Source organism: Pseudoclavibacter sp. CFCC 11306, from assembly GCF_008831235.1.
Classification (GTDB): domain Bacteria; phylum Actinomycetota; class Actinomycetes; order Actinomycetales; family Microbacteriaceae; genus Pseudoclavibacter_A.
The window spans coordinates 220855-234167 of the sequence record NZ_WBKF01000002.1; the positions used below are offsets into that span (position 1 = coordinate 220855).

General features: G+C 67.8%; 11 protein-coding genes and 3 tRNA genes. 9 read left to right on the forward strand and 5 right to left on the reverse strand.

Annotation, left to right across the window (positions count from 1 at the left end; all coding sequences use genetic code 11):
• Positions 1–6 precede the first annotated feature (6 nt).
• Positions 7–1404, forward strand: a complete 1398-nt coding sequence (locus F8O09_RS07825) for an FAD-dependent oxidoreductase (protein WP_158054757.1) — start codon at positions 7–9, stop codon at positions 1402–1404.
• A gap of 9 nt (positions 1405–1413) precedes the next feature.
• Here F8O09_RS07825 and F8O09_RS07830 read toward each other — a convergent pair whose 3' ends face one another.
• Positions 1414–1872 (reverse strand): DUF4190 domain-containing protein, encoded by a 459-nt coding sequence (locus F8O09_RS07830; protein ID WP_158030314.1) that lies wholly within the window; start codon positions 1870–1872, stop codon positions 1414–1416.
• 311 nt (positions 1873–2183) lie between these two features.
• Between F8O09_RS07830 and F8O09_RS07835 the strand changes: the two genes are divergently transcribed.
• The gene (locus F8O09_RS07835) at positions 2184–3218 is read left to right on the forward strand and encodes a hypothetical protein (RefSeq protein ID WP_158054759.1); all 1035 of its coding nucleotides are present in this window, start codon (positions 2184–2186) and stop codon (positions 3216–3218) included.
• A gap of 28 nt (positions 3219–3246) precedes the next feature.
• Here the strand turns inward: F8O09_RS07835 and F8O09_RS07840 are convergent, their stop codons facing one another.
• Genes F8O09_RS07840 through F8O09_RS07850 form a run of 3 tightly spaced genes read right to left on the reverse strand, consistent with a single transcriptional unit; the run spans position 3247 to position 4793 of the window.
• Positions 3247–3501 (reverse strand): hypothetical protein, encoded by a 255-nt coding sequence (locus F8O09_RS07840; protein ID WP_158054760.1) that lies wholly within the window; start codon positions 3499–3501, stop codon positions 3247–3249.
• Positions 3498–4292 (reverse strand): tetratricopeptide repeat protein, encoded by a 795-nt coding sequence (locus F8O09_RS07845; protein ID WP_158054762.1) that lies wholly within the window; start codon positions 4290–4292, stop codon positions 3498–3500. The genes F8O09_RS07840 and F8O09_RS07845 overlap by 4 nt, the downstream gene beginning before the upstream one ends.
• 12 nt (positions 4293–4304) lie before the next feature.
• Positions 4305–4793, reverse strand: coding sequence for a YajQ family cyclic di-GMP-binding protein (locus F8O09_RS07850; RefSeq protein WP_192497620.1), 489 nt, complete (start codon positions 4791–4793; stop codon positions 4305–4307).
• A 100-nt stretch (positions 4794–4893) separates the two neighbouring features.
• Here F8O09_RS07850 and F8O09_RS07855 point away from each other — a divergent pair.
• The 3 genes from F8O09_RS07855 (at position 4894) to F8O09_RS07865 (ending at position 5331) form a co-directional block, all read left to right on the forward strand.
• Positions 4894–4975 (forward strand) — tRNA-Tyr (locus tag F8O09_RS07855).
• Positions 4976–5105: 130 nt separating this feature from the next.
• A tRNA-Thr gene (locus F8O09_RS07860) sits at positions 5106–5177 on the forward strand.
• An 80-nt stretch (positions 5178–5257) separates the two neighbouring features.
• Positions 5258–5331, forward strand: a tRNA-Met gene (locus F8O09_RS07865).
• Positions 5332–5449: 118 nt separating this feature from the next.
• Here F8O09_RS07865 and F8O09_RS07870 read toward each other — a convergent pair.
• Positions 5450–8278: a cation-translocating P-type ATPase gene (locus tag F8O09_RS07870; RefSeq protein WP_192497621.1), complete on the reverse strand. Its 2829-nt coding sequence runs from the start codon at positions 8276–8278 to the stop codon at positions 5450–5452.
• A 69-nt stretch (positions 8279–8347) separates the two neighbouring features.
• Here F8O09_RS07870 and F8O09_RS07875 point away from each other — a divergent pair, with 69 nt between their 5' ends.
• From F8O09_RS07875 to F8O09_RS07890, 4 genes are all read left to right on the forward strand, one after another.
• Entirely contained in the window at positions 8348–9202 is an 855-nt protein-coding gene (locus tag F8O09_RS07875; protein ID WP_158054768.1) for a helix-turn-helix transcriptional regulator, read from the forward strand.
• Between the two features lie 101 nt (positions 9203–9303).
• Complete coding sequence (locus F8O09_RS07880; protein ID WP_158054770.1) at positions 9304–10161, forward strand: ABC transporter ATP-binding protein; 858 nt, start codon at positions 9304–9306, stop codon at positions 10159–10161.
• Positions 10158–11213, forward strand: coding sequence for an iron-siderophore ABC transporter substrate-binding protein (locus F8O09_RS07885; RefSeq protein ID WP_158054772.1), 1056 nt, complete (start codon positions 10158–10160; stop codon positions 11211–11213). Before F8O09_RS07880 ends, F8O09_RS07885 begins: the two co-directional genes overlap by 4 nt.
• Positions 11210–13282 carry an iron ABC transporter permease gene (locus F8O09_RS07890; protein ID WP_158054774.1) on the forward strand — a complete coding sequence of 691 codons (2073 nt, stop codon included), beginning with the start codon at positions 11210–11212 and terminating at the stop codon, positions 13280–13282. Before F8O09_RS07885 ends, F8O09_RS07890 begins: the two co-directional genes overlap by 4 nt.
• Positions 13283–13313 lie beyond the last annotated feature (31 nt).

Consider the following 13313-nt stretch of genomic DNA (forward strand, 5'->3'; position numbering starts at 1 on the left):
TCGCGCATGTCAGAGTCGTCAGCGAGACAGCCGGCGCGCATCCGGGTCGCCGTCATCGGCGCCGGGCCGGCCGGCATCTATGCATCCGACATCCTGCTGAAGGCCGAGCGCGACTTCGACGTGTCGATCGATCTGTTCGAGCGGCTGCCCGCCCCGTACGGGCTGGTGCGCTACGGCGTGGCCCCCGACCACCCACGCATCAAAGGCATCATCAACGCACTGCGTGAGACGCTCGACCGCGGCGACATCCGCATCTTCGACAATGTCGACTTCGGGCGTGACATCACGCTCGACGACCTGCGCTCGCATTACCACGCTGTGATCTTCGCGACCGGTGCGGTCGAGGATGCGCCCCTGCGCATTCCGGGCATCGACTTGCCCGGGTCGTATGGTGCTGCCCGTTTCGTCAACTGGTACGACGGGCACCCCGACTTTCCTCGGGAATGGTCGCTGGACGCGCCGCATGTCGGTGTGGTGGGCAACGGCAACGTCGCGCTCGACGTGGCGCGCATGCTCGCCAAGCACGCCGACGATCTGCTGCCCACCGAAATTCCGGCGAACGTCTATGCCGGGCTCAAGGCCTCGAAGATCACCGACGTGCACGTCTTCGGGCGACGCGGCCCCGCCGACGTGAAGTTCACGCCGCTTGAGCTGCGCGAGCTGGGCGAGGTTCCCGACGTCGACATCGTGCTCGACCCGGCCGACTTCGTCTACACCGAGGCCGACGAGGCCGCGATCGCGAAGAACAACCAGAAGAAGGTCATCCGGCGCATCTTCGACAAGTGGCTGCAGCGTGAGCCGGGCACGGCATCGCGACGGCTGCACCTGCACTTCTGGCAGCGCCCGGTCGAGGTGCTCGGCGTCGAGCGCGTCGAGGGACTGCGCCTCGAGCGCACGCAGGTCGACGCCGAGGGGTGTGTGGTCGGCACCGGTGAGACGCACGACGTCGAGCTCGGTCAGCTCTACCGTGCGGTCGGCTACTACTCGTCGCCGCTCGAGCAGGTGCCCTTCGACGAGGTGCACGGCGTGATTCCGAACGAGGGCGGTCGCGTCGTCGACGAGGGCCAGACCGTGCTCGGAGAATACTCGACCGGCTGGATCAAGCGAGGCCCGGTGGGGCTGATCGGCTCGACCAAGTCAGATGCGCTCGAGACGGTCACCAACCTGATCGAAGACGTGCATGCCGGTCGCATCTGGCAGCCGACCGTCGCTGCCGAAGAGACCATTCCGGAGCTGCTCGGTGAGCGTGGCGTCGACTTCACCACGCTGGAGGGCTGGCACAACCTCGATGCCGCCGAGCGTGCGCTGGGCGAGGCCTCAGACCGCGAACGCGTGAAGATCGTCTCACGTCAGGGCATGCTCGATGCGAGCCGAACAGCGAATGGCTCTGACTCGATCGAGTGAACGCAGGCCTCAGTAGCTGTATGAGGCGGTGCTCGCGACGATGATGAAGATGAACGCGAGCCAGAGCAGCGTCAGTCCGAGACTGGCGTAGCCCACGATCAGCCCGGCGAGGGCGAGGCCTTTGCCGCCTTCGCCACGAGTCTTGATCTGGTTCAGTGCGATGTGCCCGAAGACGATGCCCAGCACGTTGAACACGAATGCGAAGATCAACGAGAGAATTGCCATCGTGTTAGTCGGCGGTGCCGGCGTGTAGCCGTACTGCGCCTGGCCCGCCGGTGCTGCAGGATACGCCGGTGCTGCGGGGTAGACCGGAGCGGCAGGATAGGTCGGCGTGCCCGGGTACGCGGGAGCGCCGTTGGCAACCGGCGGCGCGTCGTATGCGGGAGGATTCTGAGGCGGCGTGCCGTAGGACTCGGGGCCAGTCTGGTACCGGTGCTCATTCGGGTTCGGGGTGGACGGATCGGGCATGTCTGCTCCTCGTTCAAACGATCAGCTGGTTCTCTGACTGTAACGTGTGCAACGGTCTGTGTCCCCATCAGGGCTGTCTGTCGTCAGCTGACCGCCCCGGCTAGGCTTGAGATGCCCGCCCGAACACCTGAGGTCAGGAGAGAACGATGAACGCCCCCAGCTCGCAGGACCCTCAGCCCGCTCAGCAGCCTCCTCTGCCACCTGTGGAACCGCGCTCTGCAGGCGCAGAGCAGCCGGCTTCCGCGCCGCCTTCGGCCCCCATCCCGCCGACCCCCGGCTTCGGGGAGGCTCTGCGACCGCGAGCAAATCGTGTGGCCCAGAAGATCCCGACGAACCTCTGGATCGCCATCGGTGCTCTCATCGCCGTCACGCTCTTCGTGATCGTGTCGCTGTTCTTCGGAGACGTTCCGGCCAAGGGCGGCAAGGTGACGGTCACGGTGGTCTATTTCGCGGCGTTCATCGGCATCACGATCGGCGAGCTGAGCATCGCCGACCGAGATCGCTTCTACCCTGTGCCGCTGGCGATCGTGAGCAGTGTCTACGTCGTGGCATTCGGCGTGATGCTCACCTGGATAGAGCCGGCGCGTCAGATCAGCGACGTCTACTCCTACCGAAGCAGCGTCTCGACCGCCGGGCAGAATGCTGCGCTGGCGCTCGGGCTGCTCATCCCCTTGATCATCGCGGCCAAGGCACCGGTCGCTGCGGCTCGGTTCACATTCAAGCAGGCCGGTGAGAACGCTGTGCTGAAGTTTCTCGCCGTCGCCTCGGCGGGCTTGTTCTCGCTGCTGGCCGTGATCCTGTTTCTGCCGACGCTGCTGCAGCGCTCGTTCCGTGTCGACGCAGGAGAATGGTTCGGGCGTCTCATCGTGATCGTCCTGATGCTCGCGTTCCTGGCGATCAGCGTGTTCATTCTGCTGTCTTGGACGTTCAATGCAGACGAACGGCGTACCCGCCGCCTGGAGCGTCAGCAGCGTCTGGCTCAGCATCGGCAGCGGCCATACGGCTCAGAGGCAGCTCAGTGGGCCGCTGAGAGCGCCCCCGTCGCGCCGGTCGCCACACCTGCGGCCGCCCCGGAGGTGCCTGTCCACCCCGAGCCCGGTGCCCACCCCGAGCCCGCTGTGACCTCCGATCCCGTCGTCTCACCGGTCGCTGCTGAGGAGCCGGCACAGCATCTGCCGTGGCCCGTCTTCGAAGACGGCATCACTCCGTTGCCGGTGGGAGCAGACGGCCGGCCGGCGTTCAGCGTGCTGCAGCCCTTCCCCGGGCGCACCGAGCCAGTGGTCGAGGGGTCGCCTGAGGCTGATGCGGCGATCGAGCGCGCGCGGCAGACGCATCGCGGGTACTGAGGTGGGAGGGGCCGCGCCGGTGCGCTGATCAGCGCCGGCGCTGAGTCCCTTTGCCGTTCTTTCCGTCTCGATCGTCTTTTGCCTTCGACGGCTGAATGACGAGTCCGCTGATCAGACCGATGCCCAAGCCGACCAGTGAGTAGAGCCACTCACCGGTGATCGCGAACATGATCAGTCCGACGATCGCGCCGATGATCAGCCCGAGGATGATCTGTCGTTTGCCGAGCGCCCGCTCTTTCTCTGTAGGCTTGGCCGCCGGCTTCCTGCTTTTGCCCTGGCTCATTTCGCTCCTCGGTTCTTCGAACCGTCGTCGGCATCCGCGTCGGGTTTCGAGTGCTTCGGCGTCGAGGTCGACGCGTGGTCGTCTCGCAGATCACGGCGGCGCACCGGTGCAGACGCCCGGCGGCCGGTTCGGCGAGCGGCCCGCTGGGGGCCGGGGTGGCTGGTGGATGCCGTGGCCGACGGGTCTTGGTCGGAGGCGGGCTCGGCCTGTGCGGATTGGCCCGAGGCGACATCCATCGACTGCACCCGCAGGTCGCGACGACGCAGGGTCGCGCGCACTCGGTCGGTCGGATCGGTCTGAGGCGGCACAGAGTCTGACGGCTTCGGCGGCTGACGCAGCTCAGCGGGCATTCCGAGGAGGCCCAAGGCCATGTCGACGACTTCGTCGTGTCGACCGAGGTCGGCGAGCGTGCGCACCTTGAGGGCAGCGAACCAGCGGCCGGGCTCTTCGCCGGGATACTCAGCGAGACCGAAGTCGAGCCAGCGCAGAGCGTCCTCGCCGCGACCGAGCGAGCGCAGCGAGTCGGCCATCTGCAGGATGGCCAGCGGGCGGTTCTCTTCGCTGAGACCGCGTTTGATCACGAACTCGAGAAAGAGCTGCGCCTTGAAATGGTTGTTGGCGTAGTAGTAGGCGCTGGCGAGCTGGAAGACATCGTCAGGGTCTTGGGCGTCCATGAAGGGCACGAGCTCTTCGAACAGACGCACGGTCGACTCGGGGTCTGAGTCTTTCGCGACGTTCCACGCCTGTTCGGCGATGCGCCTCCACAGATGCTCCGTCGGCTCACTATGCATATACAGGAACCCCTAGCGGTAGTTCGTGAACTGCAGGGCGACGTCGAGATCGGCGCCCTGCAGCAGCGCGATGACCTCTTGCAGGCTGTCGCGGCTCTTCGACGACACTCTCAGCTCATCGCCTTGGATCTGCGCTTTCACGCCTTTGGGGCCGTCATCGCGAATGAGCTTCGCGATCTTCTTCGCCTGGTCTTGGGCGATGCCTTCGACGAACGAGCCCTGGATGCGGTATTCCTTGCCGCTGGCAGCAGGCTCGCCAGCGGTGAAGGCCTTGAGCGAGATACCGCGTTTGATCAGCTTCGTCTGAAAGACGTCGAGCACCGCGCTAGCGCGCTCTTCGCTGTTGGCGATGATGAGCACGTCTTCGCCGCTCCAGGCGATGGATGCGCCGGTGCCGCGAAAGTCATAGCGCTGCGAAATCTCTTTCGCCGCCTGATTCAGGGCATTGTCGGCCTCTTGACGGTCGATGGAACTGACGATGTCGAAAGAGGAGTCTGCCATGTGACCGATCATACAGAGAAGAACTGTGGATTTGTTTTGCGAGCGGCCGATGCTGCTAGTATCCTTATCTGGTTGCGGTCTTCTTGGAGCACTGCAGCACGGCGGGTTACCCGAGCGGCCAAAGGGAGCTGACTGTAAATCAGCCGGCACAGCCTTCGCAGGTTCGAATCCTGCACCCGCCACGCCGAGCAGCGGATCCGGCATGCACGACGCAGTCGCGCAGCCGATTCGCCGCTCGCACTCCGGCTTGTCGGCCGGGGCTCTGAAGATGATATTGTCTTATGGTGCCTCGGCCAGTCGGCCAGAGTGCATGCCTCGATAGCTCAGTGGTAGAGCACTTCCATGGTAAGGAAGGGGTCGCGAGTTCAATCCTCGCTCGAGGCTCACAGTGCGGGTTGGTTCGGCCGCAGCAGCCGCTGGCCCCTTCGGACTTCCCCACATGGATGCGGTCTCCGCATCGCCCTGGCTGGGTAGCTCAGATGGTAAGAGCGCACGACTCATAATCGTGAGGTCGAGGGTTCGATCCCCTCCCCAGCTACAACACATGCAAGGCCCTGCACCCCGCAGAATCACTGGGGAGCAGGGCCTTCGTCATTCCCCGCAGATTCGCCCGTGATAACGCTGGTGGCAGCATCTGCCGAAATCACAGGCGGCGCTCACACCCGATGTCCGCTGACACGAGCGAAGCCTTCGCGGGCCAGGCCCATCACGATCATCGCGGCGATCGGCGGCAGCCAGAGCATCGGTGACAGAGGCGAGGTGCCGAAGAAGGCGCCGACGAACGGTACGTAGACGATCACCAGCATCACGGCGATCGCGAGCAGGCATGACAGCCAGAACCATCGGTTGGTCAGCTGGTGTCGGCTGAAGATGCCGTGCACGCTGCGACGATGCATGATGTTGACCAGCTGCGTGAGCAGAATCGTGGCGTAGGTCACCGTTGTGGCCGCAGCGATCTGCGCCGCGCTGCCCTCGCCGAGTCCGAGGCCCTGCAGCGGGTAGGCGACCAGATAGGCGAGCGCGGCGAGCACGCCCATGACCGTGCCGCTGAACACGACATCGGTGATCGAGTGCCCCTGCAGAATGCGGGCCTTCGGGTCGCGCGGCGGCCGGCGCATGTTCTCGCCCTCGGCGCGGTCGGAGCCGAGCGCCGAGATCGGGATGATCTCGCCGAGCACGTCGACTGCCAGGATCTGCAGCACGTTGATCGCGAGCGGCATGCCCAGCAGCGTCGTCAGCGCCAGGCTGATCATGTTGACCACGAACTCGCCCACGTTCGAGGTGAGGCAGCTGAGCACGCCGCGAGAGATGTTCGTGTAGATCGTGCGCCCCTGCCCGATGGCGTGCACGAGGGTGGCGAAGCTGTCGTCGAGCAGCACGACCTCGGCCGCCTGCTTGGCCACGTCGGTGCCGGTGCGTCCCATGGCCACCCCGATGTTGGCGCTGCGCAGCGCTGGCGCGTCGTTGATGCCGTCGCCGGTCACCGCGACCACGTGTCCGCTGTCGCGCACCAGGTTCACGATGCGCATCTTGTCTTCGGGAGCCACTCGGCTGAAGACCACGCCTCCGCCCAGTGCGTGCCGCAGCACCTCGGCGTCGGGCATGGCGTGCAGCTGGTCTCCGGTCACCACGGCGAGGTGGCCGGCCTGGTCGGCGAGCCCGGCCATCTTGGCGATCGCGCCGGCGGTGAGCGCCGAGTCGCCGGTCACGATGCTCACATTGATGCCGGCGGCGCGTGTCTCTGCCATCGCGTCGGGCACCTCGTCGCGCAGCGGGTCCCGCATGCTCACGAACCCGAGCAGCAGCAGATCGTGCTCGATGTCGTCGATGCCGAGCGTCGAGAACGGCGAGTCGGCTGAGTCGGCCGGGCCGGTGGATGCCGCTGCGACGAGCGAGGTCACGTCGCGCACGGCGAAGGCCAGGTTGCGCAGCGCCTGCCCGGCGGCCTGACGCTGAGCGTCGAGGAAACGACGCCGATCGTCGTCGGTGATCGGGCGCACGGTGTCGCCGTCGAGCACCCGTGTGCACACGTCGAGCAGCGACTCCGGCGCGCCCTTGACGTAGGCGATGTGGCGAGCCGGGCTCGCCCCGACCACGCGACGCACCGAGGTCATCCGTTTGCGTTCTGAGTCGAAGGGCAGCTCGTGCTCTTCGATGCGGTCGTGCTGCAGCTGGTCGAGGTCGACACCGGCCTTGACGGCGAAGGGCAGCAGTGCGCCCTCGGTGGGGTCGCCGAGCACGTGCCAGTCGGGATGCTCGTCATCGGGTGGCAGCAGGCGAGCGTTGCTGGCCAGCACGCCGGTCTCGGCGAATGTGCGCTGCCAGTGCGTCGGGGTGAGACGGGCGCCGTGCGCGTCGTGGACCTCGCCGGTGGGGGCGTAGCCGCTGCCGGTGACCGTGAACGGCGCGAAGCCGATCTCGGCGCTGACCACGGTCATCTCGTTGCGGGTCAGCGTCCCGGTCTTGTCCGTGCAGATGACGTGTGTCGCGCCCAGCGTCTCGACCGCGCTGAGCTTCTTGACCAGCGCACGGCGACGCGCGAGCACCTCGGAGGCCTGCGCAAGGGCTGTGTTCACCTCGGCGGGCAGACCCTGTGGCACGAGCGCGCAGGCGAGCCCCACGGCGAACAGCAGCGCCTCGCGAAAGGGCATCTGTGCGATCACGGCGAAGACCAGCAGCACGGCTGCGAGTACGGCGACCGTGATTCCGATCACGCGTGCGATCGTCGACATCTCACGCTGCAGCGGGCTGGGGATCGTCGGAGCCTGATCGCTCAGCTGGGCGATGCGTCCGAGTTCGGTGCGCATGCCGGTGGCGGTCACGACGCCGAACACCTCGCCGGTGCCGATGTCGGTGCCCGTGAAGAGCAGGTTGCGTCGGTCGGCCAGCGGCACCGGATACTCCAGTGTGGCGACGGTCTTGCGCGTGGGATTGCTCTCGCCGGTCAGTGCGAACTCGTTGGCGCTGACCGCCTGCGCCTCGATCACCCGCATGTCTGCGGGCACGGAGTCGCCCTCGGCCAGATGCACGACGTCGCCGGGCACCAGCGTGGCCGTGTCGACCTCGGTGATGCGCCCGTCGCGCAGCACGTCGGCCGTGGGCGTCACCAGCGCTTCGAGCGCCTGCATCGTGCGTTCGGCGCGAGCCTCTTGGGCGAACCCGATCGTGGTGTTGATGAGCACCAGGACCACCAGCACGGCGGCGGTCGACCAGTCGCCCAGATAGCTCACGACGACGGCGCATGCGAGCAGCAGCAGCACGAGCCAGTCGCGAAACTGGGAAAGATAGCGCATGATCGGGCTGACACGACCAACTTGAGCGATGCGGTTGGGGCCGCTCTCGGCCAGCCGGCCGGATGCCTCGGTCGAACTGAGCCCGGAACGCGACGTGTCGAGCGTCTGCAGTGCCGCGTCGGCAGAGAGCGTGGAGAAATCGGTGGGTGCGGCGGTCATCGTGCCGGCCGTTGGGGAATCGTTGCTACGCATCGAACAGAACCTCTTTCCCAAGTGTCCTCTTCTCATGCTAGTGAGCCCAGGATGACGTAGTCTGCAACGATGGTCAGTACACAGACGGCGCATCCCCCGTCGCGTCGATCGATACGCGGCACCTGGCGTCGGGAGCCGAGCACCCACGTGCGCACCGGAACGACGGCGGCGCCGACCGAACCCGGCTCCTTCACGATTCTCGCCGAGACCGAGGTGGCGCACTCGCCCCAGGAATGGGCCCCGCACTCCCACCCGCACCACGAGCTGGTCTGGAGTCACGGCGGCACGGTGACGGCACGTGTCGGCGACGCCATGTTCACGGTCTCGGAGGGCTGCGGGCTGTGGATTCCGGCCGGTATGGTGCACGCTGGGCGGCTGACCGCCGAAGTGGAGTTTCACGATGCCTTCTTCGCTGCAGGGCGCACCCCCGTGGCGTTCGCAGAGCCGACGGTGATCGAGATGAGCCCGCTGCTGCAGGCCCTGCTCTCACATCTGGTGAGTCCTGGTCTGACCGAGGAGGCGCGGGCCCGGGCAGAGGCAGTGGTGTTCGATGTGCTGCGACCGGCGAGTCGACAGCTCACCCTGCGCCTGCCGGCCGACGACCGGATCGCCCCAGTCGCCGAGGTGCTGCTGCACGACCCCGCCGACGGGCGCTCGCTCGGGGAATGGGCGCTCGCGCTGAACATGAGCGTGCGCACGCTCTCGCGCGCCTTTCGCGCCTCGACCGGGCTGTCGTTCGGCCAGTGGCGGCAGTCGCTGCGCATCCATCATGCGCTCGCGCTGCTCGACGAGGGGCACGACGTGCAGCGGGTGTCGGCCCGACTCGGGTATGCACAGCCGAGCACGTTCATCGCGACGTTCCGTCGTCTGATGGGGGTGACGCCGGGCGTCTACGTGGCCGAAAAGCCGTACTCGCTGTCGTGAAGTCCTGATTGCGGCCAGCTCTTCGCCGTCTCTATTCTTTTGTGCGTGCAGGCAACCCTTACCTCCCTCAGATGCAACCACAGTGCGGCTGTGATCTGCGGATGAGGCCAGCGAGGAGCCTGCAGGGCGATCGACTCGTGCTGCAGTACGGCCGTTCGGTCGCGGTGCACGGCGTCTCGGTACGGCTGCGGCCGGGCCGGGTCACCGCGTTCGTCGGTCCGAACGGCAGCGGCAAGTCGACGCTGCTGCGCTCGCTGGCCCGGCTGCACGACGTCGCAGAGGGGCAGGTGCTGCTCGGTGACGAGGATGCGCCGGGCACCCCCGTCTCGCTGCTCACCCGTCGCGACTTCGCCCGCGAGGTGACGCTCTTCGCGCAGACCCATGCCGCCCCGGAAGGGCTCAGCGTCGCTGAGATCGTGGCTTTGGGCAGGCACCCGTACCGCCGCCGACTCGGTGGACTGAGCGACGACGACCGGCGGGCGATCGACCATGCCATGCAGGTGACCGGGTTGCAGGGCAAGGCGGGTCGCGCCGCCGGAGAGCTCTCGGGCGGCGAGATGCAGCGTGTCTGGCTGGCCGCGTGTCTGGCGCAGAGCACCGGTGTGGTGCTGCTCGACGAACCCACCAACCACCTCGACCTGCGCTATCAGGTCGAGACGCTCGATCTGATGCGTGAGCTCGCCGAAGCGCATGACGTGGCCGTCGGCGTCGTGCTGCACGACCTGGAGCAGGCGGCGAGCGTGGCCGACGAGCTGCTGCTGCTCGACCACGGTCGGGTGCATGCCGAAGGCGAGCCCGACGAGGTGCTCACCGCCGAGCACATCCAGGCGGTCTATGGCATCCCCGTCGACGTCGGCGTCGACCCGGGCAGCGGTGCGCTGCACATCGATCCGGTCTCCAGACGCCGTCGGCGTCGTGCCTCCATCCCCCGAGAAGAAACCCGAAAGGATCACGAATGATCTCCGCCCCCAGAATCGCCGCTGCGGCGGCAGCGCTGATCGCGGTGTCACTCACCGCGGCCGGCTGCGGCACCACGACGGTCGATCAGAGCGACGCATCCGTGTCGCCGGCTTCGCAGAGCTGCGCCGACGACACGACCACGACATCCACCGGCCCCGTCGACCTGACCGACGGCGTCGGCCGTCAGGTGCACCTCGACAAGCCCGCCGAACGCGTCGCCGTGCTCGAATGGCAGCAGACCGAAGACCTGCTGAGCCTGTGCGCCTCGCCCGTCGCGGTCTCAGACCCGGACGGCTACAAGACCTATGTGAGCGCCGAGAAGCTGCCCGATCAGGTGACCGACATCGGCGAGCGAGGTGAGCCCGACCTCGACGCGCTCTACGGGGCGAACCCCGATCTGATCGTGATCGAGGCGTTCAGCGCCGACGACGAGCTGATCGGCAAGCTCGAGCAGCGCGGTGTGCCCGTGCTCGCGACGCTGGGCGCCGACGCGGCAGACCCGATCGGCAACATGAAGAAGGTGTTCTCACAGATCGGCGAGGCCACCGGGCGCACGGAGCGCGCCGACCAGGTGATCAAGGAGTTCGACGACCACCTTGCTGCGGCGAAAGACAAAGTGGCCGACGTCGATCTGCCCACCAAGAGCTTCCTCTTCTTCGACGGCTGGATCGAGGGCGGCAACGTCGCGATCCGCCCCTATGGCAAGGGCGCGCTCTTCACCGCGCTCGGCCAGCAGCTGGGCCTCGAGCCTGCCTGGACCGACGAGATCAACGCGGCCTACGGCAGCGGCGGCGTCGACCCGGCCTACGGCCTGGCCCAGACCGACATCGAAGGACTCACCGCCGTGGGCGACGCGAACCTGTTCTACTCCAGTGACGACACGCCTGACAGCTATGTGACCGAGCTCGAGAAGAGCCCCATCTGGTCGTCGCTGCCCGCCGTGCAGCAGCACCGTTCGCATGCCTTCCCCTCGGGCGTCTGGGGCGCCGGAGGGCCGCGTTCGAACGAGCAGGCGATCGACGCCTTCGTCGACGCGATCACCCAGGGGTGACCGAGCCGCGTCAGCACACAACGACCCCGTCCGGCATCGCCGGCGGGGTCGTCGTGCTGGGCGGGCTCGCCGTCGCGGTCATGGCGGTCGGCGCCTGGCACCTGACCCAGGGCACCTCGGGCGTCGGCGCTTGGGATCTGCTGCGGGCGCTCGCCGGGTCTGGCGAGACGGTCGGCGGGGTGCCGCTCGTCGACGTGCTCACCGGGTCGCGCCTGCCCCGACTCTTCGCCGGCATCGCGGTGGGCTTCGCGCTCGGCGTCGCCGGCGCGCTGCTGCAGTCGATCACCCGCAACGCGCTCGCCTCGCCTGACACCCTTGCGGTGACCGCAGGCTCGTACTTCGCGCTCGCCGTCGTCGCCGCATTCGGCATCGCCGTGCCGCTGTGGGCCTCGGGGCTGGTCGCATTCACCGGCGGGCTGCTGGCTGCGGCAGTCGTGCTCGGGCTGGCCGGCAGCGCGTCGGGCGCGGCCACCACACGGCTCATTCTGGCCGGATCGGCCATCGCCATGGCCCTCGACGCTGCGACCGGCATGCTGCTGATCCTCTTCAGAGAGAGCACGACCGGGCTCTTCGCATGGGGGAGCGGCTCGCTGGCACAGCTGAATCTCGACGCGGCGATGCGTGCGATGCCGATGATTGTCGCCGTGCTCGTCGCTGCGCTGCTGCTCGCTCGGCGCCTCGACGTGCTGCGGCTGGGTGACGACACCGCCGCGTCGCTCGGCATCTCGGTGCGTGGCACGCGCAGCGTCGCAGTGGTCTGCGCCGTGCTGCTCACCGCCGTGGCCGTCACGCTCGCCGGCCCGATCGCCTTCGTCGGTCTGGGAGCGCCGGTGGTCGCGCGGCTGATCTCGAGCCGGATGCCGACGTTGCGTCGACACGCGCTGCTGCTGCCCGCCTCGGGGCTGCTCGGCGCGTTCCTGCTGCTCGCAGCCGATGCGCTGCTGCGGGCTCTGATGGGGGCGCAGGCGGCGGCCTCGATTCCGACCGGTGTGCCCACCGCACTGCTGGGCGCGGTGGTGATCGTCGTGCTCGCGCTGCGGCTGCGCGACGCCGGTGCCTCACGGCCGCATCAGCGTGCTCGCTCCGGCCTGTGCACCAGCCGACGGTTCGCGGCGGTCATGGTCGGCAGTCTGGTGCTGCTGGTCGTGGTGGCGGTCGTCGGTCTGCTGGCCGGCAGCCTCTGGCTTCGGCTGGGCGACCTGGTGCTGTGGGCCCAGGGCGCCGCACCCGACCTGATCGAGCGAGCGCTCGACGAGCGGTTGCCCCGGGTGGCCGCAGCAGTGCTGGCCGGCGCCGCCCTCGCGCTCTCGGGGTCGGTCGTGCAGGCCACTGTGCGCAACCCGCTCGCCGAACCCGGCATCCTCGGCATCACCGCCGGTGCCGGGCTGGGCGCGGTCTGGGTCGTGACCAGCGGCGCCGGCGGCCGACCGCTGCTGATCGGCATGGCCGTGCTCACCGGTCTGGCCACGTTCGCATTCATCGCCGTGCTGGCCTGGCGCGGCGGTCTGCGCCCCGATCGGTTCGTGCTGATCGGCATCGGCTGCGGCTACGGGCTGACCGCGATCACCACGTTCCTGCTGCTGCGGGCGGATCCCTGGGACACCCCGCGCATCTTCACCTGGCTCTCGGGCACGACCTACGGGCGCACGCTCGTCGACGTGCTGCCGGTCGCGATCGCGCTGGTGCTGCTGACGCCGGTGCTCTTCGCCATGCGTCGGCAGCTCGACGTCGTGTCGATCGACGACGACACTCCCCGTCTGCTCGGCATCGGGCTCGAACGAACACGCCTGACGCTGCTCACGATGGCTGCGGTGCTCGCCGCCGTCAGCGTGGTCTCGATCGGCGTGGTGGGATTCGTCGGTCTGGTGGCGCCACATCTGGCGCGCTCGATCGTGGGGGCGCGGCATGGCCGCATCATTCCCGTGACGATGGTCTTCGGGGCGCTGCTGGTCGCGATCGCAGACACGCTCGGTCGCTCGCTGATCGCCCCCTCGCAGATTCCGGCGGGGCTCATGATCGCGCTGGTCGGAGCGCCCTACTTCGCCTGGCTGATGCGTCGGTCGCGCTGAGCGTCACGCCGGGCGGAGGAGCGGGGCCGCA

Coding starts and splice junctions, on each gene's coding strand:
- F8O09_RS07870 (WP_192497621.1), bottom strand. CDS start 8,278: ATGCGTAGCAACGATTCCCCAACGGCCGGCACGATGACCGCCGCACCC.
- F8O09_RS07845 (WP_158054762.1), bottom strand. CDS start 4,292: ATGCATAGTGAGCCGACGGAGCATCTGTGGAGGCGCATCGCCGAACAG.
- F8O09_RS07850 (WP_192497620.1), bottom strand. CDS start 4,793: ATGGCAGACTCCTCTTTCGACATCGTCAGTTCCATCGACCGTCAAGAG.
- F8O09_RS07825 (WP_158054757.1), top strand. CDS start 7: ATGTCAGAGTCGTCAGCGAGACAGCCGGCGCGCATCCGGGTCGCCGTC.
- F8O09_RS07880 (WP_158054770.1), top strand. CDS start 9,304: ATGAGGCCAGCGAGGAGCCTGCAGGGCGATCGACTCGTGCTGCAGTAC.
- F8O09_RS07840 (WP_158054760.1), bottom strand. CDS start 3,501: ATGAGCCAGGGCAAAAGCAGGAAGCCGGCGGCCAAGCCTACAGAGAAA.
- F8O09_RS07885 (WP_158054772.1), top strand. CDS start 10,158: ATGATCTCCGCCCCCAGAATCGCCGCTGCGGCGGCAGCGCTGATCGCG.
- F8O09_RS07875 (WP_158054768.1), top strand. CDS start 8,348: ATGGTCAGTACACAGACGGCGCATCCCCCGTCGCGTCGATCGATACGC.
- F8O09_RS07830 (WP_158030314.1), bottom strand. CDS start 1,872: ATGCCCGATCCGTCCACCCCGAACCCGAATGAGCACCGGTACCAGACT.